This window comes from Frondihabitans peucedani, from assembly GCF_039537585.1.
Lineage (GTDB): Bacteria > Actinomycetota > Actinomycetes > Actinomycetales > Microbacteriaceae > Frondihabitans > Frondihabitans peucedani.
Window position 1 is genome coordinate 2,219,292 of record NZ_BAABAU010000001.1, and the last position, 21,321, is coordinate 2,240,612.

General features: G+C 71.1%; 15 protein-coding genes. 10 read left to right on the forward strand and 5 right to left on the reverse strand.

Annotated features, from left to right (window positions below):
• The first annotated feature begins 22 nt into the window (after positions 1-22).
• The gene (locus ABD733_RS10425) at positions 23-2,491 is read left to right on the forward strand and encodes an ATP-dependent helicase (RefSeq protein ID WP_344795720.1); all 2,469 of its coding nucleotides are present in this window, start codon (positions 23-25) and stop codon (positions 2,489-2,491) included.
• A gap of 96 nt (positions 2,492-2,587) precedes the next feature.
• Here the strand turns inward: ABD733_RS10425 and ABD733_RS10430 are convergent, their stop codons facing one another.
• Positions 2,588-4,600 (reverse strand): hypothetical protein, encoded by a 2,013-nt coding sequence (locus ABD733_RS10430; protein ID WP_344795722.1) that lies wholly within the window; start codon positions 4,598-4,600, stop codon positions 2,588-2,590.
• Positions 4,601-4,696: 96 nt separating this feature from the next.
• Positions 4,697-4,915: a hypothetical protein gene (locus tag ABD733_RS10435; protein WP_344795724.1), complete on the reverse strand. Its 219-nt coding sequence runs from the start codon at positions 4,913-4,915 to the stop codon at positions 4,697-4,699.
• Between the two features lie 298 nt (positions 4,916-5,213).
• Here ABD733_RS10435 and sucC point away from each other — a divergent pair, with 298 nt between their 5' ends.
• The 7 genes from sucC (at position 5,214) to ABD733_RS10470 (ending at position 15,181) form a co-directional block, all read left to right on the forward strand.
• Positions 5,214-6,377 carry an ADP-forming succinate--CoA ligase subunit beta gene (gene sucC / locus ABD733_RS10440; protein ID WP_344795726.1) on the forward strand — a complete coding sequence of 388 codons (1,164 nt, stop codon included), beginning with the start codon at positions 5,214-5,216 and terminating at the stop codon, positions 6,375-6,377.
• A 15-nt stretch (positions 6,378-6,392) separates the two neighbouring features.
• The gene (gene sucD, locus ABD733_RS10445; RefSeq protein ID WP_344795728.1) at positions 6,393-7,286 is read left to right on the forward strand and encodes a succinate--CoA ligase subunit alpha; all 894 of its coding nucleotides are present in this window, start codon (positions 6,393-6,395) and stop codon (positions 7,284-7,286) included.
• Between the two features lie 138 nt (positions 7,287-7,424).
• Positions 7,425-8,846, forward strand: a complete 1,422-nt coding sequence (locus tag ABD733_RS10450) for a cell division protein PerM (protein WP_344795730.1) — start codon at positions 7,425-7,427, stop codon at positions 8,844-8,846.
• 22 nt (positions 8,847-8,868) lie between these two features.
• Positions 8,869-9,462 (forward strand): phosphoribosylglycinamide formyltransferase, encoded by a 594-nt coding sequence (gene purN / locus ABD733_RS10455; RefSeq protein WP_344795732.1) that lies wholly within the window; start codon positions 8,869-8,871, stop codon positions 9,460-9,462.
• The gene (purH, locus tag ABD733_RS10460; RefSeq protein WP_344795734.1) at positions 9,459-11,099 is read left to right on the forward strand and encodes a bifunctional phosphoribosylaminoimidazolecarboxamide formyltransferase/IMP cyclohydrolase; all 1,641 of its coding nucleotides are present in this window, start codon (positions 9,459-9,461) and stop codon (positions 11,097-11,099) included. The genes purN and purH overlap by 4 nt, the downstream gene beginning before the upstream one ends.
• A 432-nt stretch (positions 11,100-11,531) precedes the next feature.
• The gene (locus ABD733_RS10465) at positions 11,532-13,367 is read left to right on the forward strand and encodes an ABC transporter ATP-binding protein (RefSeq protein WP_344795736.1); all 1,836 of its coding nucleotides are present in this window, start codon (positions 11,532-11,534) and stop codon (positions 13,365-13,367) included.
• Complete coding sequence (locus ABD733_RS10470) at positions 13,364-15,181, forward strand: ABC transporter ATP-binding protein (protein WP_344795738.1); 1,818 nt, start codon at positions 13,364-13,366, stop codon at positions 15,179-15,181. Before ABD733_RS10465 ends, ABD733_RS10470 begins: the two co-directional genes overlap by 4 nt.
• Positions 15,182-15,348: 167 nt before the next feature.
• On the opposite strand, the gene ABD733_RS10475 is transcribed toward ABD733_RS10470, so the two are convergent.
• On the reverse strand, positions 15,349-15,684 hold the full coding sequence (locus ABD733_RS10475; protein WP_344795740.1) for an MGMT family protein: 336 nt from the start codon (positions 15,682-15,684) through the stop codon (positions 15,349-15,351).
• Complete coding sequence (locus ABD733_RS10480; RefSeq protein WP_344795742.1) at positions 15,671-16,150, reverse strand: GNAT family N-acetyltransferase; 480 nt, start codon at positions 16,148-16,150, stop codon at positions 15,671-15,673. The genes ABD733_RS10475 and ABD733_RS10480 overlap by 14 nt, the downstream gene beginning before the upstream one ends.
• A gap of 83 nt (positions 16,151-16,233) precedes the next feature.
• On the opposite strand from ABD733_RS10480, the gene ABD733_RS10485 reads away from it, so the two are divergent.
• On the forward strand, positions 16,234-19,251 hold the full coding sequence (locus ABD733_RS10485) for an alpha-mannosidase (protein WP_344795744.1): 3,018 nt from the start codon (positions 16,234-16,236) through the stop codon (positions 19,249-19,251).
• Here the strand turns inward: ABD733_RS10485 and ABD733_RS10490 are convergent.
• Positions 19,248-19,952, reverse strand: a complete 705-nt coding sequence (locus tag ABD733_RS10490) for a phosphonatase-like hydrolase (RefSeq protein WP_344795746.1) — start codon at positions 19,950-19,952, stop codon at positions 19,248-19,250. The genes ABD733_RS10485 and ABD733_RS10490 overlap by 4 nt on opposite strands.
• A gap of 201 nt (positions 19,953-20,153) precedes the next feature.
• Here ABD733_RS10490 and ABD733_RS10495 point away from each other — a divergent pair, with 201 nt between their 5' ends.
• The gene (locus tag ABD733_RS10495; protein WP_344795747.1) at positions 20,154-21,317 is read left to right on the forward strand and encodes an ABC transporter substrate-binding protein; all 1,164 of its coding nucleotides are present in this window, start codon (positions 20,154-20,156) and stop codon (positions 21,315-21,317) included.
• Positions 21,318-21,321 lie beyond the last annotated feature (4 nt).

Here is a 21,321-nt window from a genome sequence, read left to right on the forward strand (position 1 = left end):
CCGCGCTTAAGCTGGTACGACCATGACGATCGTGCTCGAACCCTCCGAACCCACTCGCGGCCCTGGCGCGCCCAGCGGCCCCGGCGTCGGCGGCTCGTTCGGCGACCGGCTCGTCGCCGGCCTCAACCCGCAGCAGAGAGAGGCCGTCGAGTACCGCGGGCAGTCGCTGCTCATTGTCGCCGGGGCGGGCTCGGGCAAGACCAGCGTGCTGACGCGCAGGATCGCGGGGCTCATCGACTCCGGAGAGGCCTGGCCCAGCCAGATCCTCGCCATCACCTTCACGAACAAGGCCGCCGCCGAGATGCGCGAGCGCGTCGCCCAGCTGATCGGGCAGTCGTCGGAGGGCATGTGGATCTCGACGTTCCACTCCGCCTGCGTCCGCATCCTGCGCCGGGAGGCCGAGCAGTTCGGCTTCACGAAGAGCTTCACGATCTACGACTCCGCCGACTCGCGCGCCCTCCTCAAGCGGATCCTCAAGGAGCTCGACGCCGACTCGCTGGGCTTCACCGTGAGCCAGGCCTCGGGCAAGATCTCGAAGCTCAAGAACGAGCTGAGCGACGTCGAGAGCTACTCCCGGCAGATCAACCTGGGCGACCCGCAGGAGGTCATGTTCCTCGAGATCTTCCGCCAGTACACCCGAGAGCTGCAGCGGGCCAACGCCTTCGACTTCGACGACCTCATCGCGCAGACGGTCTACCTGTTCCGGGCGTTCCCGCACGTGGCGGCGGTCTATCAGCGTCGGTTCCGTCACATCCTGGTCGACGAGTACCAAGACACCAACCACGCGCAGTACGCGCTGATCCGCGAGCTGACGCGCCCCGTCGACCCGGAGCTCGTCGAGGACCTCGAGCGGGGCGGGCAGTTCGTCGCCAGCCTCCGCGACGGGAGCGGCCGGATCCCGGGCGCCTCGCTCACCGTGGTCGGCGACTCCGACCAGTCGATCTACGCCTTCCGGGGTGCGGACATCCGCAACATCACCGAGTTCGAGCACGACTTCCCGAACTCGAAGGTGATCCTGCTCGAGCAGAACTACCGGTCGACGCAGAACATCCTCGACGCGGCCAACGCCGTCATCGCCAACAACTTCGACCGCCAGGCCAAGAACCTCTTCACGACGGTCGGCTCGGGCGACAAGATCACGGGCTTCACGGGCTACACCGGGCACGACGAGGCGCAGTTCGTGGCCGACGAGATCGCGACCCTGCACGACGACGGCATGGCGTACAAAGACATGGCCGTCTTCTACCGCACCAACTCCCAGACCAGAGCCCTCGAAGAGATCTTCATCCGCTCCGCGATCCCGTACCGGGTGCTGGGCGGCACCAAGTTCTACGAGCGCGCCGAGATCAAAGACGCCATGGCGTACCTGATCTCCGTGGCGAACCCCGCCGACCCGATGGCGCTCCGCCGCATCATGAACGTTCCCAAGCGCGGGATCGGACCGGCGACCGAGACGGCCCTGCAGCGGTACGCCGACCAGCACGAGGTGGGGCTCCGCGACGCGCTCCGGAACGCGTCCGAGCTCGGCCTCGGGCCGAAGGTCACCGGTGCCATCACGGGGCTCGCGAAGCTGCTCGACGACGTGTCGGCGACGTCCGCGACCGCGCCGGTCAGCGACATCCTGACCGCGCTCATCGAGGGCAGCGGGATCGTCGACGCCCTGCGCGCCTCGCGCGATCCTCAAGACGAGGCCCGCGCCGAGAACATCGACGAGCTCGTGGCCGTGACCCGCGAGTTCCAGAAGAACAACCCCGAGGGCACCCTCCTCGACTTCCTCACGGAGGTCACCCTCGTCGCCGCGGCCGACGACCTCGACGACTCGAGCGGGACCGTCTCGCTCATGACCCTCCACACGGCCAAGGGCCTGGAGTACGAGGCGGTCTTCCTGACCGGGGTCGAAGAAGACCTCCTGCCGCACCGCATGTCCGCCTCCGAGCCGGGCGGCCCGGCCGAGGAGCGCCGGCTGTTCTACGTCGGCATCACGCGCGCCAGGAAGAAGCTGTTCCTCTCGCTCGCGATGACCAGGGCGCAGTTCGGCGAGGTCAACGTGGCGATGCCGTCGCGGTACCTCCAGGAGATCCCGGTCGAGCTGATCGACTGGAAGCAGTCGCCCGGCATGGCGACCAGCCGGGGCGGCACGCAGCCGCGGGCGCTCAACGCGCGACGAGACGGGGGTCTCGGCGGCGACAGCGGCGGCTTCGGCGGCCGGGCCCGTGCGGGCGGCGGCTTCGGTGGAGGCAGCTACGACCGCGCGACGGCGGCCTCGAAGACGAAGCCGAAGACCGAGTGGGCCAACCGCGTCACGGGCACCGTCCGCGACAACGGCGACCTCGAGCTCGAAGCCGGCGACAGGATCTCGCACGTCGACTTCGGCGAGGGGCGTGTGGTGGCCGTCACCGGTGTGGGTCCGCGCCGGATCGCCGAGGTGCAGTTCGACACCGCCGGCCGGAAGAAGCTCCTGATCAAGGTCGCGCCGATCGAGAAGGTCTAGCCGTCTTGGCGGTCCGGTGCGCCGGCGGTCCGGCAGGCCGGGCTCTGAGCCCGGCCCGCCGGACCGCCTGTCGTTCTACGGGTGGCCGGTCGAGGCCTAGCCGAGGCGGGCGCGTCGGCGGCGGAGCAGCGCCCGGCCTCCGAGCGAGAGGGCGCCGAGGCTGACGCCGAGCCCGCCGAGGGCGAGGAGCCCTGCCGTGCTCGAGCTTCCCGTGAAGGCGAGCGCGGCGGGCTGCGGCCTCGGCGTCCGCGTCGCACGCGGGACGACCACTGCGGGGGTGACGGGCGGCGCGGTCACGGGCGGAGTCGCCACCGGGGGAGTGGTGGCCGGCGGCGTCACCACGGCGGGCGTGGTCGGAGGCGCGGTCGGCTTCTCGGGCGCCGCGACCGTGAGCATCTCCGGGGCGTGGGCGACGAGGTCGGAGAACGGCGCGATCTCGCGGTGGCCCGACGCGTCGGGCGCGGATCCTGCGGACCGGAACACGAACACGTAGTGCCCGGGCTCCGAGACCCGGAGACACGGCGTGGTGTAGCTGCCGTCCGCTGCCAGGCGAGTGGTGGTGGTCCCGGCGACCGGGGCTGCACCCAGGTCGGAGAGGTCTGTCCCGTCGGCGACAGGCGCGTCGTACGGTCCGAGCAGCAGCGACTCGACCTCGACCCCGTCGTGCGAGTCGCCGCCGGTCGAGAGGCCCGTGATGTCGAGCTCGTCGACGGCGCATCCGCCGGCCTCGAGCGTCTCGTCGGCGACCGTGGTGTGCACGGACACGCCGGACGGGCTGAACGTGGCCTCGCTCGCCGTGCCGAAGGGCGACCTCCAGGCCTCGACGCGGTCACGCCCGCGGTCGGCGGGGGTGTCTGCGGGCTCGATCGTCTCGACCCAGACGTAGTGCCCGGTCTCGGGGACCCGGCAGGCCGGCGTCGTGGCGGTACCAGGGCCGTCGGTGAAGGCGGTGCTCACCGTGCAGACGACCGGCGCCGAGGCAGGCCACTCGGCCGACGGCCGCACCGCGTCGGCGAAGGGCCCGAGCAGGCGGCTCTTCACGGTGACCGGGATGGGCGCGGTGGTGTCGCCCGAGCGGTAGCGGCCCCACTCGCCGAGCAGACCCTCGCCCGGAGCGGCAGAGACGGTGAGACGGTCGCGCAGCTCGGCGTCGGGCGACACCTGGGCCCGGCTCGTCTGCGTCACGACCCGCGGCCGGAAGGGTCTCGGAGAGAGCGCGGACGCCGTCGCAATGGCCGTCGCCACGCCCTTGGCGCCCGCCGAGTAGAGGAGTCGCTGAGACCCGGCGGCACTCGAGCCGACCGTCACCTGCCCGCCGATCTTGAGGGCGGTGAAGGTGGCGTCGGCCCGGATCGCGACGCGGGAGGCGCTGGTGTCGGCGGTGAGCGCGATCCTGGTGCCGTTGGCGACCGACCCGGAGGACGAGCCGTTCGGCAGCTTCGCGTGGAGCAGCTTCAGGACGCCGCTGTACGTGCCCTTCGGCACTGTCGTCCTCGTGCCGTCGGGGTGCACCGCGGCGATGTCGGTCTGGACGCTGGCCACGCCTCGATCGTCGAGTCGCAGGTCGACCGTCGCCTCCGCGCGGATCGACGCCTGAGCGGCCGCGGAGCGCAGGATCTCGTTCGCCCGAGTCACGACGGCGGCCGCGCGACCGCCCGCTCGCCCCGCGTAGTAGGCCTGCGAGTGACCGTGCAGGCCGGTGATGGTCCAGACGGCGAGCTGCGCGGCGGCGGCATCGTCGGCCGACGGCGTGAAGGCGAACGACCTCGCGATGAATGCCAGCCTCGCGGTCTGCTCGGCAGTGGTGCCGGAGATCTGCGAGGTCGCGGTGGTCGTGTAGGAGTGGCCGACCGGGGAGAGCCTGCCGACGTCGAGGCAGAATCCGAGGCGGCCGTCGTCCATGCGGTAGGAGCCGAGCCAGGACGTGCCGTCGGCCGCAGACAGGTAGCCGACGCCGTGGCCGGAGGAGGTCAGCGCGTGGGCGGGCGAGGAGCGGACGAGGGACGCCGCGGTGAAGGCGACGAGCAGGATCGCGAGGGCGAGGAGAGCGCCGGGGCGCCTCCGACGCCGGTCGAGGGGTGGGCCGGACATCCGAAGTGGTGTGAACATGGGCCGACCCTCGCGGATCTCCCGGGCGCGGGACGGCCGCCGGGGCGTCCCTGGGGAGGGATCACGCCCGGCGGCCGTCGGTGGAGGAGAGGTCCGCTACTCCTCGGGGAGGTCGACCTCGTCGCCCTCGAGGTCGTTCGGGGCCTCGTAGGGCTCGCCCTCGCGCGGAGAGCCGCCCGTCGGGCCGTCGTTCCCCTCGCCCACGCCCTGCTCCACGGTCTCACCGGCGACCGCGTCGTTGGTCACGATCTGCTGGCTCTCCTCGAAGCGGGTCTCGGTGTCGTCGTCGCTGAAGGGGGCATCTGATTCGCTCATGGCGCCGTTGTACTCCCGCCGCCGCGGATCGGCCCGAGAGAGGGGGACGGCCCGGTCGAAGCGGGTCGGCCCGTGGTCGCGTCGGCACGGCCCCCGGCGAGCGGGACAGGGCTCTCTGCAGGCTCCGGAAAGGCCGGAAGCGCTAGGCTGACCCCGGCCCGATGTCTCGATGTCGAGAGAGCTCGAGACGAGTGCGGACGGGGCTCCGGCATCCTCGGGTGCAGTCCCCGGTCGTGATCCTGACGACCGTGACGACGCAGAGACGTGATGACGCAGAGATGCGGATTGGAAGAACAGCGTGGATCTTTTCGAGTACCAGGCCCGAGACCTCTTCGAGGCCTACGGCGTGCCGGTCCTGCCGGGGCTCATCGCAGACACCCCGGCCGAGGTGAGGGCGGCGGCCGAGAAGATCGGCGGCGTGACCGTCGTCAAGGCGCAGGTCAAGGTCGGCGGCCGCGGCAAGGCCGGCGGAGTTAAGGTCGCGAAGACCCCCGACGACGCCGAGGCTGCCGCCGAGGCGATCCTGGGGCTCGACATCAAGGGCCACGAGGTCAAGCGGGTCATGGTCGCCGGCGGCGCGCAGATCAAGCAGGAGTTCTACTTCTCGGTGCTCCTCGACCGGGCCAACCGCTCGTACCTGTCGCTGTGCAGCGTCGAGGGCGGCATGGAGATCGAGGAGCTCGCGGTCGAGCGCCCCGAGGCCCTCGCCCGCGTCGAGGTCGACCCGCTGACCGGCATCGACCTCGAGAAGGCCAAGGCCATCGCGAAGGCCGGCGGCTTCCCCGACGACCTCATCGAGAAGGTCGCGCCGGTCCTGGTCAAGCTCTACGACGTGTACACCGGCGAAGACGCCAGCCTCGTCGAGGTCAACCCGCTGGTCCTGACCGAGCAGGGCGACATCGTCGCTCTCGACGGCAAGGTCTCGATCGACGAGAACGCCGACTTCCGGCACCCGAACCACGCCGAGCTCGAAGACGCCGAGGCGGCCGACCCGCTCGAGGCCAAGGCCAAGGCGGCCGGCCTCAACTACGTGAAGCTCGACGGCGAGGTCGGCATCATCGGCAACGGCGCGGGCCTCGTCATGTCGACGCTCGACGTCGTCGCCTACGCCGGCGAGAAGCACAACGGCGTGAAGCCGGCGAACTTCCTCGACATCGGCGGCGGGGCGAGCGCCGAGGTCATGGCCAACGGCCTCGACGTCATCCTGGGCGACTCGCAGGTCAAGAGCGTCTTCGTCAACGTCTTCGGCGGCATCACCGCCTGCGACGCGGTCGCCAACGGGATCGTCGCAGCCCTCGGCATCCTGGGCGACGCCGCGACGAAGCCGCTCGTGGTCCGCCTCGACGGCAACAACGTCGACGAGGGGCGCCGCATCCTGGCGGAGGCGAACCACCCGCTCGTGACCGTCGTACCGACCATGGACGAGGCTGCCGACAAGGCCGCCGAGCTCGCTTCGAAGTAAAGGGCACCAACAGACATGTCGATCTTCCTCAACAAAGACAACAAGGTCATCGTCCAGGGCATCACCGGCGGCGAGGGCACCAAGCACACGGCCCTCATGCTCAAGGCCGGCACGCAGGTGGTCGGCGGGGTCAACGCCCGCAAGGCCGGCACCACCGTCACGCACGGCGACGTCGAGCTCCCCGTCTTCGGAACGGTCGCCGAGGCGATCGAGACCACCGGCGCCGACGTGTCGATCGTCTTCGTGCCGCCGGCGTTCGCGAAGGACGCCGTCGTCGAGGCCATCGAGGCCGGCATCCCGCTCGTCGTCGTCATCACCGAGGGCATCCCCGCGCAGGACGCAGCGGAGTTCTGGGCGCTCGCGAAGTCGAAGGGCGGCGCGACGCGCATCATCGGCCCGAACTGCCCCGGCATCATCACGCCCGGCGAGTCGCTGGTCGGCATCACGCCGAACAACATCACCGGCAAGGGCCCGATCGGGCTCGTCTCGAAGTCGGGCACCCTGACCTACCAGATGATGTTCGAGCTGCGCGATCTCGGCTTCTCCACCGCCATCGGCATCGGCGGCGACCCCGTCATCGGCACGACCCACATCGACGCGCTCGAGGCGTTCGAGAACGACCCCGAGACGAAGGCGATCGTCATGATCGGCGAGATCGGCGGCGACGCCGAAGAGCGCGCAGCCGACTTCATCAAGGCGCACGTCACGAAGCCGGTCGTCGGCTACGTGGCAGGGTTCACCGCGCCCGAGGGCAAGACCATGGGTCACGCGGGCGCGATCGTCTCCGGATCGGCGGGCACCGCGCAGGCCAAGAAGGAGGCCCTCGAGGCCGCCGGCGTCAAGGTCGGCAAGACGCCGTCCGAGACCGCCGCGCTTCTGCGCGAGGTGTACGGCCAGCTCGCGGGCTGAGTCGGCTCGCCCACAGCACGCATTCCGGCCCCGGACACGCAGCACGCTGCGTGACCGGGGCCGATTTGCGTGTCGGGAGCCTGAGGGGCGGCGGGGCGGTCCTCCGGCGTCGGTGCCCCGAGGTACAGTCGTCGCCGTATGAACCGCCCCGCAACCGCCGTCTTCGCCGCGCTCGAGTCCCTCCTCGTCGTGGGCATCGGCGTGGGCGTCCCCGTCGTCGCCCTGACGTTCCTCTGGGCGTTCCAGTACGGCCTCCAGATCGACTGGCTCGTCTTCTGGCGCGCCGGCGTCGACATCTGGCTCGTCGGCCACGGGGTCGATCTCACCTTCACGCTCTCGAAGTCGGCCGCGGCTGCCACCGGTATCTCCGGGGCCGGGGCCCCGATCGTCGTGACCATCGCGGCCCTCGGGTTCGCGCTCGCGACCGTGCTCCTCGGCGCCCGGACGGGCCGCAGGATCGCCGAGACCCGCCACCGCGCGCTCGGCAGCGGCACCGCGATCGCCACGTTCGCCGTCCTCGCGGCGCTGATCGCCGCCTCCGCGCATCAGCCCCTCGTCCGGATCGCAGGCATCCAGAGCGTCCTCCTGCCGACCCTGGTCTACGCCGTCCCCCTCCTGGTGGCGGCCGAGGTGAACCGTCGACGGCGCGGGGCCGACCCCGACCCGGTGACCGGCGCGATCCTGGACGCCCTCGGGCGCATCCCCGAGATCGGTCGCTCGGTCGCGGGAGTCGCCGTGCGCGCGGGTCTCAGCGTCGCCGTGATCGTCTTCGCCGTCTCGGGCGTCGTGGTCGGCCTGCTGCTGCTGACCCACTACGCGTCGATCATCACCCTGTACGAGGGCGCCCACGCTGGCGGCCTCGGCGGTCTCGCGCTGACGCTCGGCCAGATCGCCCTGGTGCCGAATGCGATCGCCTGGGCGGCGTCGTGGCTGATCGGCCCGGGGTTCGCCCTGGGCGCAGGATCCTCGGTCTCGCCCCTCGGCACGACAATCGGGCCGATGCCCGCGATCCCGCTCCTCGGCGCCCTCCCGACGTCGTCGCCGACCTTCGGGTTCATCGGCATCCTGGTCCCCGTCGTGGCGTCGTTCGTCGTCATCACGCTCTTCCGCCCCGCCGTCGAGCGGGCGCTCGGCTCCGACGACACCCTCGTGATGCGCGCCGTCGCCGGTGTCTCGACCGGTGTCGCAGCGGGCCTCGTGATCGGGCTCGCGACCGGCTTCTCAGCAGGATCGGCGGGCCCGGGCCGCCTCGTGGCCGTAGGCCCCGACGGTCTCGTCGTCGGCGCGTTCGCCGCGCTCGAGGTCGCCGTCCCGGCCGTGCTGGCCCTGATCGTGCGGCAGCCCGCGGTCACGCTCGGCGACCTGACCGCCGCCGTCGGCGACCGGCTCCCGAGCCGCGGCGCCCCGGGGAGCACGGGCGACTCGCGCAGTACGGGCGCATCGGGTGGCAGCCGCGACTCGGGCGGCACGCGCGACACGGGCGACTCGCGCACCAGCTCCACCACCCCGACCCCGGCCGACGCCGTCCCCACCGAGAAGCTCGACGACCTGCGGCGCTGAGGCGCCACGCTAGGCTTGGCGGGTGCTGAAGCTCGTCGTGCTCATCTCCGGCGGAGGCTCGAATCTGCGGGCCCTCCTCGAAGCCGCGCACGACGTCGAGTACCCGGCCCGCGTCGTCGCCGTCGGTGCCGACCGCGAGGCCGACGGTTTCGCCCACGCCGAGGCCTTCGGCATCCCGACCTTCTCGGTGCCGTTCTCGAGCTTCGACGGCCGCGAGGCCTGGGGCGACGAGCTGCTCGCGCAGGTGCAGCAGTGGGACGCCGACCTCGTCGTCCTGAGCGGCTTCATGCGGCTGCTGCCGCCGCGCTTCGTCGCGGCGCTGAGCCCGCGCCTCATCAACACGCACCCGGCCTACCTGCCCGAGTTCCCGGGGGCGCACGGCGTCCGCGACGCGCTCGCCGCGGGCGTGGCCGAGACCGGAGCCAGCGTGATCGTGGTCGACAACGGCGTCGACTCCGGTCCGATCCTCGCCCAGGAGCGCATCCCCGTCCTGCCGGGCGACTCCGAGGCGACGCTCCACGACCGCATCAAGGTCGTCGAGCGCCGCCTCCTCGTCACGAGCATCCTCGACATCGCCAACGGAACCCTCGACCTCACGGAGACGACCCACGCATGAGCGGCCACGCCATCGACCCCAGCCTGTACCGCGACCGCGACGCCGTGGTGATCCGGCGGGCGCTCCTCTCGGTCAGCGACAAGACCGGCCTCGTCGAGCTGGCGACCGCGCTGGCGGCCTCGGGCGTCGAGATGGTCTCGACGGGCTCGACGGCGCAGACCATCCGCGACGCCGGCTTCGCCGTGACCGACGTCAGCGCGGTCACCGGGTTCCCCGAGTCGCTCGACGGCCGGGTGAAGACCCTCCACCCCGCGATCCACGCGGGCGTGCTCGCCGACCTCCGCCTCGAGTCGCACGAAGACCAGCTCCGCGACCTCGGCATCGCCGCGTTCGAGCTCGTCGTCGTGAACCTCTACCCGTTCGTCGAGACGGTCGCCTCGGGTGCCGAGACGCCGACGGTCATCGAGAACATCGACATCGGCGGGCCCGCCCTGGTCCGCGCCGCGGCGAAGAACCACGCCAACGTCGCCATCGCCGTGTCGCCCGCGTCGTACCCGCAGATCGTCAAGGCCCTCACGCTCGGCGGCACCACGCTCGCGCAGCGTCAGCGCCTCGCCGGAGAGGCCTTCGCCCACACGGCCTCCTACGACACGGCCGTGGCGGCGTACTTCGCCGAGAACGTCGGGGTGCGGGCCGAGCACGAGGCGGCTCGCGAGCCGGTCCTGCACGATGATGCGGCCGACTTCGAGGCCGAGCTCACCGTCACCGCCGAGCTCCAGCACACCCTCCGCTACGGCGAGAACTCACACCAGCGCGCCGCCATCTACGCCCAGCCCGGCAGTCGCGGCATCGCGCAGGCCGAGCAGCTCCACGGCAAGGAGATGTCGTACAACAACTACGTCGACGCCGATGCGGCCGTGCGTGCGGCGTACGACTTCGAAGACCCGGCCGTCGCGATCATCAAGCACGCGAACCCCTGCGGCATCGCCGTCGGCGGCCCGCTCGCGCCCGACCCGATCGCCGACGCTCACGCTCGCGCTCACGCCTGCGACCCCGTCTCGGCCTACGGCGGCGTGATCGCGGCGAACCGTCCCGTCACCCGCGCAATGGCCGAGACCGTGAAGGACATCTTCACCGAGGTCGTCGTCGCGCCCGCCTTCGACGACGACGCTCTCGAGATCCTGCGCACGAAGAAGAACATCCGCCTGCTCCGCCTGCCCGAGGGCTTCGCGCTCGCCGACCGCGAGGTCAAGCAGATCTCGGGCGGCCTGCTCCTCCAAGACAGCGACCGCTTCACCGGCTTCGACTCTTCTCGCTGGCAGCTCGTCGCGGGCGAGGAGGCCGACGACGAGACGCGCGCCGACCTCGAGTTCGCCTGGGCGGCCTGCCGCTCGGTGAAGTCGAACGCGATCCTGCTCGCTCACGAGGGAGCCTCGGTCGGCGTCGGCATGGGCCAGGTCAACCGGGTCGACTCCTGCCACCTGGCGGTCGACCGCGCGGGCGAGCGGGCTGCCGGCTCCGTCGCCGCGTCCGACGCGTTCTTCCCGTTCGCCGACGGCCTCGAGGTCCTGCTCGAGGCGGGGGTGCGCGCCGTCGTCCAGCCCGGTGGGTCGATCCGCGACGAGGGGGTCGTCGCTGCGGCCCAGGCCGCCGGTGTCACGATGTACTTCACGGGCGAGCGCCACTTCTTCCACTGAGACGCGAACCTCCGATCAACCTCCCACCGGGATTGGTCCTTGTGCTCAGGATCGTCCCAGCCCTATCCTGTAAGGCTGCGTGCAGCCGACCGCAGGGCGGTCGAGGCCGATTCCGGTCCGGATAGACGACACACTGCGTATGCCTCGGGAGGACATGATGAAGAAGACAACCAAGACCACGGTCGAGACGACAACCGCCGTCGAGCGTCCCTCCTTCGCCGCCCCGATCGCATCCACGATCCCAGCCGCCGAGCGCCGCGCCGCGTAGCCGCGAGTCCGCAGCCAGCACCACACCCACCACGCAGAGCCGCGCCCAGCGCGCCTCAGGGCCTCGGCCCGCGGCACAGCCCGCCTGCACCCGCTCCCGCCACCGGGGAGCGGACACTCTTTGGTCGACCACGTCGGCCCGCATCACGACGACTCGGATACCCCATGCCTCAGCATCCCCCGTCGCCCGCCACGCCCCAGAAGGGCGACGGCGAGCGGCTGTCCACTCTCCGCACACTCCTCCGGCTCCTGCCGTACGTGAGACCGGCCCTGCCCAGGATCATCCTGGGCATGGTGGCCGCGCTCCTCGCCTCGGTCGTCGCACTCCTGATCCCGTTCGTGCTGCAGCAGCTCGTCGACGGGCCGCTGTCGAGCGGCGACTCGCGGCAGGTCTGGCCGGCCTTCTTCGTCGTGGCCGGGCTCGGCGTGGCCGAGGCGATCCTGATCATGGCCCGCCGCTGGCTCGTGCTCACGCCGTCGACCCACGTCGAGGCCAGCATGCGCAACGGCCTGTACGCGAAGCTCCAAGACCTGCCGGTCGCGTTCCACGACCGCTGGCAGAGCGGGCAGCTGCTCAGCCGCTCCGTGAGCGACCTGAGCCTGATCCGGCGCTGGCTGGCGTTCGGCATCGTCCTGCTCGTCGTCAACTTCCTGACCATCGCGATCGGGTTCGTCGTGCTGTTCTTCTACAGCTGGGTGCTCGGGCTGATCTTCCTGGTCGCGTCGATCCCGATCTGGGTCGTCGGGCTCCGGTTCGAGAACCGCTACTCGACCATCGCCCGTCGCAGCCAGGACCAGGTCGGCGACCTGGCGACGAGCGTCGAGGAGTCGGTCCACGGCATCCGCGTGCTCAAGGCGTTCGGCCGGGGCAAGCACTCTCTCCGCGACTTCGCGAAGCGGGCCGAGGACCTCCGCGGCACCGAGATCGAGAAGGCAAAGGCCATCGCCCAGCTCTGGCTGTGGCTGCTGCTCGTGCCCGACGTCGCGTTCGCCCTGTGCCTCCTCGGCGGCATCTACCTGGCCTCGGTCGGGCAGCTGAGCGTCGGCGAGCTGTTCGCGTTCTTCGCCACGGCCACGGTCCTGCGCTTCCCGGTGGAGTCGATCGGCTTCCTGATGTCGATGACCTTCGACACCCGCACGGCCGTCGACCGCTACTTCGAGGTGCTCGACAGCGTCAACACCGTCACCGACCCCGAGAACCCGAAGACGATCACCGAACCGCACGGTCGGCTCGAGTTCCGGGCGACGCACTTCCGCTACCAGGACTCCCCGGCACAGTTCGCCGACCTGGTCGACGGGGTCGACCTCGTGCTCGAACCGGGCGAGACGATGGCCCTCGTCGGGCTCACCGGCTCCGGGAAGACCACCCTGCTGGCGCTCGTGCCGCGCCTGTACGACGTCACCGGCGGCGAGGTCCTGATCGACGGCGTCGACGTGCGCGACCTCACCCGGGAGGAGCTCCGCCGGCACGTGGGCATGGCCTTCGAGGACGCCACGCTGTTCAGCGCGTCCGTCCGCGACAACGTCCTGCTCGGGCGCCCCGACCTGTCGGGCGACGAGGCCGACCGGGTGATGCGCGAGGCTCTCGACATCGCCCAGGCCGACTTCGTCGAGCTGCTGCCCGAGGGGGTCGACACGAAGGTCGGCGAGGAGGGCCTCAGCCTCTCCGGCGGCCAGCGACAACGGCTCGCGTTGGCGAGGGCGATCGCTGCCCGACCGGCGATCCTGGTGCTCGACGATCCGCTGTCGGCGCTCGACGTCGACACCGAGGCCCGCGTCGAGGCAGGGCTCCGCCGGGTGCTCGCCTCGACGACGTCGCTCATCGTCGCGCACCGCCCCTCCACGGTGAACCTCGCCGACCGCGTGGCGCTCCTCGAGAACGGGCGCGTCACCGCGGTGGGTCGGCACTCCGACCTCATCGCGACCAACGATCACTACCGCTACGTCATCTCGTCGCTCGACGACGACGACGAGAACACCCGAGAGGAGGTGCTCGCATGAGCACCGCCACCACCCAGGGAGTCCGGGGCGAGGAGCGCGACAACTTCACGCGCGCTGAGAGCCGGACGCTGCGAGAGCGCTCGCGGATCCTGCTCGCCTCGCTCCTCGCGCCGCTCCGCACGCGCCTCATCATCACGGCCGTCGTGGTCGTCGTCTCGACCGCCGCGCAGGTGGCCGGGCCGACGCTGATCGCGTACGGCATCGACAACGCGCTGCCCGCGCTCGTGAAGCAGAACGACTGGATGCCGGCGTTCGTGGTCGTCGGCCTGTACCTCGGCACCGGCATCATCGGCGCCGTCCTGATGGCGCAGTACACGGTGCAGTTCGCCCGCGTGAGCCAGAGCGTGCTCATCGACCTCCGCAAGAGGCTGTTCCTCCACACGCAGCGGCTGAGCCTCGAGTTCCACGAGAGCTACACCTCGGGCAGGATCATCTCGCGGCAGACGAGCGACCTCGACTCGATCCGCGAGCTCTTCGACTCCGGGATCAACCAGCTCGTCCAGGGGCTGCTGTACATGGTGTTCACCGCCATCGCGCTGGTCAGCCTCGACGCGCCCTCCGGGCTCATCCTCGGGGTGGCGCTGATCCCGCTGTTCTGCCTGACGCGATGGTTCCAGGTGCGCTCGCAGAAGCTGTTCCGCTCGACGCGCGTGACGAGCGCCCGCGTGATCGTGCACTTCGTCGAGACGATGACCGGCATCCGGGCCGTCCAGGCGTTCCGCAAGGAGAAGCGCAACGAGAAGGAGTACGGCGGCTACGTCGAGGACTACCGGACCGCGAACTCGAAGGTGTTCCAGCTCTTCGGGACCTTCGATCCCGCCCTCGTCCTGATCGGCAACGCGACCCTCGCGGCCGTGGTGCTCTTCGGCGGATTCCGGGTCATCGACGGATCGCTCGAGATCGGCGCGCTGCTCGCGGTCGCCCTCTACGCCAAGCGCTTCTTCGATCCTGCGGAGGAGCTCGCGATGTTCTACAACGGGTACCAGTCGGCGTCGGCTGCGCTCGAGAAGATCTCGGGCGTGCTCGAGGAGCAGCCGAGCGTGCCCGATCCGGTGCGCCCGACCGACCTCTGGCACGCGAAGGGCGCCATCGACTTCGACGACGTCGAGTTCGCCTACAACAGCGACGCGATCGTGCTGCCGGAGTTCGATCTGCACGTGCCGGCCGGACAGACGATCGCCCTCGTCGGCTCGACGGGTGCCGGCAAGTCGACGCTCGCGAAGCTGATCGCGCGGTTCTACGACCCGACGCGGGGCAGCATCCGGCTCGACGGCGTCGACCTCCGCGACCTGCATCCGAAGGACCTCCGCCGGGCGATCGTCATGGTCACCCAGGAGGCGTACCTGTTCTCGGGCTCGGTCGCGGACAACATCGCGCTCGGCAAGCCGGACGCCACCCGCGAGGAGATCGAGCGGGCCGCCCGAGCGGTCGGCGCGCACGAGTTCGTCATGGCGCTCCCGGACGGCTACGACACCGACGTGAACAAGCGCGGCGGGCGCGTGTCGGCCGGGCAGCGGCAGCTGCTGTCGTTCGCACGGGCGTTCATCGCGGATCCTGCGGTCCTGATCCTCGACGAGGCCACGGCGTCGCTCGACATCCCGTCGGAGCGTCTGGTGCAGGAGGCGCTGCAGACGCTGCTGTCGGACCGGACCGCGCTGATCATCGCGCACCGCCTGTCGACGGTGGCCATCGCCGACCGGGTGCTCGTCATGGAGTACGGCCGCGTCGTCGAAGACGGCACCCCCGACGACCTCATCTCGGGCACCGGGAGGTTCGCGCAGCTGCACGCTGCGTGGCGCGACTCGCTGGTGTAGCGGGTTCGCCGCGCAACGTCTGGCGGACTGATCACCCTGCCGCGGCAGGGTGGGATGTCCGCCAGACGTCGGGCGGCAGAGGGCGACGCGGGCGGGCGGGCGAGCGAGCGGCGGTCGGGAGAGCGGGCGAGCGAGTGAGCGGCGGCGGGCGGGCGAGCGGGCGGCGGTCAGCCGCGCCAGACGGCGGCCTCCAGGTCGACGCGGAACGCGCCGGCCCGCGACCACCTCAGCGGCGTGCCCTCGACGCGGTACTCCTCGAGGGCGCGCTGCTCGTGCCCCGAGGGCGCGTGCCCGGAGGCCCGGACGACCCGCCACCAGGGCAGCCCCGCACCGGCGTGGGCCATCACGCGCCCGACGCCCCGGGAAGAGCGCGAGCCGAGTGCTGCCGCGACGCCGCCGTACGTCATCACGCGACCAGGCGGGATCGATTCGACGACGGCCTCGACCCGCGAGAACCAGTCGTCGGGGTCGATGTCGGCCTGGGGGTCGCTACTCGTCGCCACCGTCGAGCGCGGAGTCGATCGACAGGGCGGCGAGGTGCTCGCCGTAGGGGGTCTCGCCGATGACCTCGAAGCCGATGCGCTTGAAGAACGCCTCCGGGCCGCCCTCGCCGGGCTCGTAGGCCACGGTGAGGCGCTCGAAGCCGCGGTTGCGCGCCTCGGCGGCGAGGGCGTGGACGGCGAAGCGCCCGACGCCGTGCCCCTGCGCGTCCGCCGAGACGTTGATGCGCAGGATCGCGCTCCGCAGCTCTTCGTGGTCGTTGTCGGGGTCGAAGTTGCCCATGATGAAGCCGACGACCTCGTCGCCCTCGAGGACGACGCGGGGCCAGGCGCTCGCCGGATTGACGTAGGCCTCGGCGATCGAGTGCGACACCGGTTCGACGTACTGCTCTTGACCGGGCTTCAACGTGAGGGAGTTGGCGGCCACGATGGTCGTGGCCGAGAGCTCTTCGAGGCGCAGGTCGTTCATGTCGGTAAGGGTAGCGTGCGCGGGCCGCGGGAGGCAGTGGCGTAGCGTGCGATGAGCACACGGCAGTCTCCAGGAGGAGAACCATGCACGACAACAGCGCCTCGGTCGAGGTCCGCATCGACCGCTTCGTCCTCGAACGCCTCACCCCGGCGATCTACCGCAGGGCCCTGCCGCTCACGATCGAGGCGTGGGAGGTGCCGGGCGAGCCGGTCCCGTTCCGCGACGCGGTCTCCCAGGACTTCACGCCCTTCGAGGTGGGCTCGCCCTGGAGCCGGCCCTGGGGCACCACCTGGTTCCACGTCACGGGAGTCGTCCCCGAGGGGTGGGGCGGCGACGGCACGGCCCTCGAGCTCCTGATCGACCTCGGGTTCAGCACCCGCCAGGCCGGCTTCCAGGCCGAGGGGCTCGTCTACCGGCCCGACGGGAGCATCGCCAAGGCGCTCGAGCCGTTCAACGGGTACGTGCCCCTCTACGTCGCCCCCGGCGACACGATCGACGTCTACGTCGAGGCCGCGTCGAACCCCGACATCGGCGGCAACTTCTTCTACATCCCGACCCCGCTCGGCGACCCGGCGACCGCCGGCGACGAGCCGATCTACAGCCTCCGCAGGATCGACCTCGTCGAGCGCGACCTCGACGTGTACGAGCTCGAGCGCGACACCTGGACCCTGGTGGGGCTGATGCGCGAGCTCGATCCCTCGCTGCCGCGGCGGGCCGAGATCCTGCGCGCCCTGGAGCGGATGTGCGACGTGGTCGATCCCGACGATGTCGCTGGCACCGCGCACCTCGGTCGCGAGGCGCTCGCCGGGGTGCTCGCGAGCCCCGCCTACGCCAGCGCCCACCGGGTCACGGCCGTCGGGCACGCGCACATCGACTCGGCCTGGCTGTGGCCGGTCCGCGAGACGATCCGGAAGTGCGCGCGCACCTTCTCGAACGTGCTCCAGCTCATGGAGACCGATCCCGACTTCGTCTTCGCCTGCTCGAGCGCGCAGCAGTTCTGGTGGATGCGCGAGTACTACCCGGAGCTCTTCGAGCGCATCCGCGAGCGGGTCGCCGAGGGCCGCTTCGTGCCGGTCGGCGGCATGTGGGTCGAGAGCGACACGAACATGCCGGGCGGCGAGGCGCTGGCCCGGCAGCTGATCCACGGCAAGCAGTTCTTCCTCCGCGAGTTCGGCTACGAGCCCAAGGAGGTCTGGCTGCCCGACTCGTTCGGCTACACCGCGGCGATGCCGCAGATCGTGAAGGCGGCAGGATCGGACTCGTTCCTCACCCAGAAGATCTCGTGGAACGACACCAACCGGATGCCGCACCACACCTTCCTCTGGGAGGGCATCGACGGGACCCGCGTCTTCACGCACTTCCCGCCGAGCGACACCTACAACTCCGACCTCGGCGCCGCCGACCTCGCGAGGGCGCAGCGGCAGTACGCCGAGAAGGGCGCCTCGAACATCTCGCTCGCCCTGTTCGGCTGGGGCGACGGCGGCGGCGGTCCCACCCGCGAGATGCTCGCGGCGGCGAAGCGCACCCGCGACCTCGAGGGGTCTCCGCGGGTCACGATCGGCTCCCCGAAGGAGTTCTTCGACGAGGCGCGGGCGACGCTCCCGCAGCCGTCGGTGTGGTCGGGCGAGATGTACCTCGAGCTCCACCGCGGCACCTACACGTCGCAGGCGAACACGAAGCAGGGCAACCGCACCAGCGAGCACCTGCTGCGGGAGGCCGAGCTGTGGAGCGCCACCGCGGCAGCCCGCGGCCTCCTCGACTACCCGTACGACGCGCTCGAGTCGATCTGGCAGACGGTCCTGCTCCAGCAGTTCCACGACATCCTGCCCGGCTCGTCGATCGCCTGGGTGCACCAGCAGGCCGAGGAGAACTACCGCAGGATCGCGGGGGAGCTCGAAGCGCTCATCGCACGAGCCCAGCGCGCGCTCGCCGGCACCGGCACCGCGGCCCTCGTCTTCAACGCCGCCCCGGTCGCCTCGGCCGGGGTCCCCGCGCTCGGCGCCGCCGCGGTCGCCCCGCCCGAGCCGGTCGCACCCCGGGCCGACGGCGACGGGTTCGTCCTGGCCAACGGGCTGGTCTCGGTGCGCTTCGACGCGGCGGGCCAGCTGGTCTCGTTCGTCGACCTGGCGTCCGGCCGGGAGCTGATCGCGCCCGGCGAGACCGCCGCGGTCCTGCAGATCTTCCGCGACACCCCGAACCAGTGGGACGCCTGGGACATCGACGTCCACTACCGGCACAACCGCACCGAGCTGCGGTCGCCGGTGTCGGTGACGGTCGCCGACTCGGAGAGAGGCCCCGCCCTCGAGGTCGTGCACGAGCACGGGGCGTCGCGCTTCGTGCAGCGCTACCGCCTCGAGGCCGCGGCGAGCGCCCTCCGGATCGAGACGGAGATCGACTGGCACGAGAGCGAGAAGCTGCTGAAGCTGGCGTTCCCGCTCGACCTCCGCGCCGACCAGGCGTCGTCCGAGATCCAGTTCGGGCACGTCACGAGGCCGACCTACGTGAACACGTCGTGGGACTACGCCCGGTTCGAGACCATCGCGCACCGCTGGGTGCACGTCGGCGAGCCCGGCTTCGGGGTCGCGGTGGCCAACGGGTCGACCTACGGGCACGACATCACGCGCTCGACGCGCGACGATGGCGGAACCACCACGCTGGTGCGCGAGTCGCTGCTGCGGGCGCCGCGGTTCCCCGATCCGTCGGCCGACCAGGGCGTCCACGTGCTGCAGACCACCCTCGGCGCAGCGCCCGGCGTGCTCGACGCGGCAGCTGACGGCTACCGGCTCAACCTGCCGGCGCGCACGGTGGAGGCGGCGTCCGGGCAGGATGTCGCGCCGCTCGTGACCGTGTCGTCGCCGTCGGTCTTCGTCGAGGCCGTCAAGCTCGCCGAAGACCGCTCCGGCGACGTCATCGTGCGCCTCTACGAGGCGCAGGGCGGCCGGGCGACGACGACGATCGCGTTCGACGCGGCCCTCGAGGGAGCCTGGCTGACCGACCTCCTCGAGCGGGATCTCGACCGCTCCCGCTGGGCCTCGGGCGACGAGATCGGGCTGACGCTCCGGCCGTTCGAGGTGGTGACGCTGCGGGCGAAGCTCGCTTAGCCGCGGGTCTCGGCGAGGTCGGGGACGACCGCGACGCCGTCGACGATGTGGTCGGACGGGCCGCGCTCGAGGGCCTCGCGCGAGAGCGCCCCGGTGAGGACGCCGACCGCGACGGCCCCCGCATTGCGCGCGGCCTCGAGGTCGACGAGGGTGTCGCCGGCGGCGAGCACGGCCCTCACGTCGTGGACGCCGGTGAGCTCCATGGCGTGGTGGATCATGTACGGCGCAGGGCGTCCGGCGCGGACGTCGGAGGTGGTGACCACGGCGTCGAGGGTGACGGTGTCGGAGATCTCGCCGGCGGGATCCTGCGCCACCGTCCAGCCGAGCGACGCCAGCAGGCCGTCGGTGACGTCGCGGTCGAAGCCGGTCGTCAGCGCGACCCGGATGCCGCGGGAGCGCAGGATCGCGATCGCCTCCGGGACCCCGTCGAAGGCGAACGGGGGAGTGGCCCGGTACGCCTCGGCGAGCTCGCTCTTGAAGCGGGCGAAGGTCGCGGTCACCAGCTCGTCGGTCGGCGCGACCCCGCCGAGCTCGAGGAGCGCGGTGATCGCCTGCACCTTGTCGGTGCCCATCCAGGTCTGCAGGTCGCCCGGGTCGACGGTCGCGCCGGTGCTCGCCACGGCCGACTCCAGGGCCCGGTAGACGGCGCCGCCGTCGTCGATGGTGGTGCCCGCCATGTCAAAGACTGCCAATTCGATCATCCTCCGACAGTAGGCGCGCTCCACGGGTCGGGAGAGGCCGGAGCCCGCCGCGAGAGCCACTGGTCAACGGAAGTTGGGGAACCATTCACCGACCGAGCGTGTCCCCGTAACGGGGGACGGCAACCATTGCCCCGATCGGCCAGCGGCTTCCCCTCGTCCGGCACCACGGACCACCGGCGGCGATCAGAAGGACGCATCCCAGTGCAGACACTCCCGAAGAAGTCGGTCCGCCGACTCGTCGCCGGTCTGGCCTTCACGGCCGCCGTCGGCATCGCCCTCACCGGCTGCTCCTCGAGCAGCACAGCCGGCTCGGGCAGCTCGGCGAACTCGAACGCGGCGACCGCGACGAGCGCCAAAGACCTCGGAGGCATGGACGGCCTCGTCAAGGCCGCCAACGCCGAGGGCGCGCTCAACGTCATCACCCTGCCGCCGTCGTGGGCCAACTACGGCAAGATCATCGCCGGCTTCGAGAAGAAGTACCCGAAGATCAAGATCACCTCGGCCAATCCGAACGGCTCCAGCGCCGACGAGGTCGCCGCGGCGAAGTCGCTCAAGGGCCAGTCGACCGCTCCCGACGTCTTCGACATCGGCACCGCGGTGCTGAACGACAACCTCGACCTGATGGCGAAGTACAAGGTCTCGAACTGGTCGGACATCCCCGCCGACTTCAAGGACGCCGACGGCGCCTGGTACTACGACTACACCGGCCTCATGTCGATCGGCTACGACTCCAGCGTCATCAAGACGGCGCCGACCTCGGTCAAGGACCTCCTCGGCTCGGACTACAAGAACAAGGTCTCGATCAAGGGCGACCCGACGCAGGCGAACGAGGCGGCCTCGGCCGTCTACCTCGCGGCCCTCGGCAACGGCGGCTCGGCCGACGACATCCAGCCCGGCATCGACTTCTTCAAGGACCTGAAGTCGAAGGGCAACTTCAACTCGACGCTGCCCACGCAGGCGACCGTCAACTCCGGCGAGACCCCCGTCGTCATCCAGTGGAGCTACAACAACCTCGCCTGGGGACCCGCCGCAGGATCGGCCGGCAACCCGAACTGGAAGACCGTCGTGCTCCCCGGCACCGCGCTCGGCAGCTACTACAACCAGGCCATCAACAAGGACGCCCCGCACCCCGCGGCCGCCCGCCTCTGGGAGGAGTACCTCTACACGCCCGCCGTGCAGAACCTCTACCTGGCCTCCGGCGCCTACCCGGCGACCCTCGCTGCCATGGAGAAGGCCGGCACCGTCGAGAAGGACACCCTGAAGACGGTCGGCGAAGCGCCCTCCGACTTCGTCCAGCTGACCAGCGACCAGGCCACCAAGGCCGCGACGCTCCTGACGGCCGGCTGGGCCAAGGCGGTCAACTAGTCCG

Coding starts and splice junctions, on each gene's coding strand:
- ABD733_RS10425 (WP_344795720.1), top strand. CDS start 23: ATGACGATCGTGCTCGAACCCTCCGAACCCACTCGCGGCCCTGGCGCG.
- ABD733_RS10430 (WP_344795722.1), bottom strand. CDS start 4,600: ATGTTCACACCACTTCGGATGTCCGGCCCACCCCTCGACCGGCGTCGG.
- ABD733_RS10435 (WP_344795724.1), bottom strand. CDS start 4,915: ATGAGCGAATCAGATGCCCCCTTCAGCGACGACGACACCGAGACCCGC.
- sucD (WP_344795728.1), top strand. CDS start 6,393: ATGTCGATCTTCCTCAACAAAGACAACAAGGTCATCGTCCAGGGCATC.
- ABD733_RS10450 (WP_344795730.1), top strand. CDS start 7,425: ATGAACCGCCCCGCAACCGCCGTCTTCGCCGCGCTCGAGTCCCTCCTC.
- purH (WP_344795734.1), top strand. CDS start 9,459: ATGAGCGGCCACGCCATCGACCCCAGCCTGTACCGCGACCGCGACGCC.
- ABD733_RS10465 (WP_344795736.1), top strand. CDS start 11,532: ATGCCTCAGCATCCCCCGTCGCCCGCCACGCCCCAGAAGGGCGACGGC.
- ABD733_RS10470 (WP_344795738.1), top strand. CDS start 13,364: ATGAGCACCGCCACCACCCAGGGAGTCCGGGGCGAGGAGCGCGACAAC.
- ABD733_RS10480 (WP_344795742.1), bottom strand. CDS start 16,150: ATGAACGACCTGCGCCTCGAAGAGCTCTCGGCCACGACCATCGTGGCC.
- ABD733_RS10485 (WP_344795744.1), top strand. CDS start 16,234: ATGCACGACAACAGCGCCTCGGTCGAGGTCCGCATCGACCGCTTCGTC.
- ABD733_RS10490 (WP_344795746.1), bottom strand. CDS start 19,952: ATGATCGAATTGGCAGTCTTTGACATGGCGGGCACCACCATCGACGAC.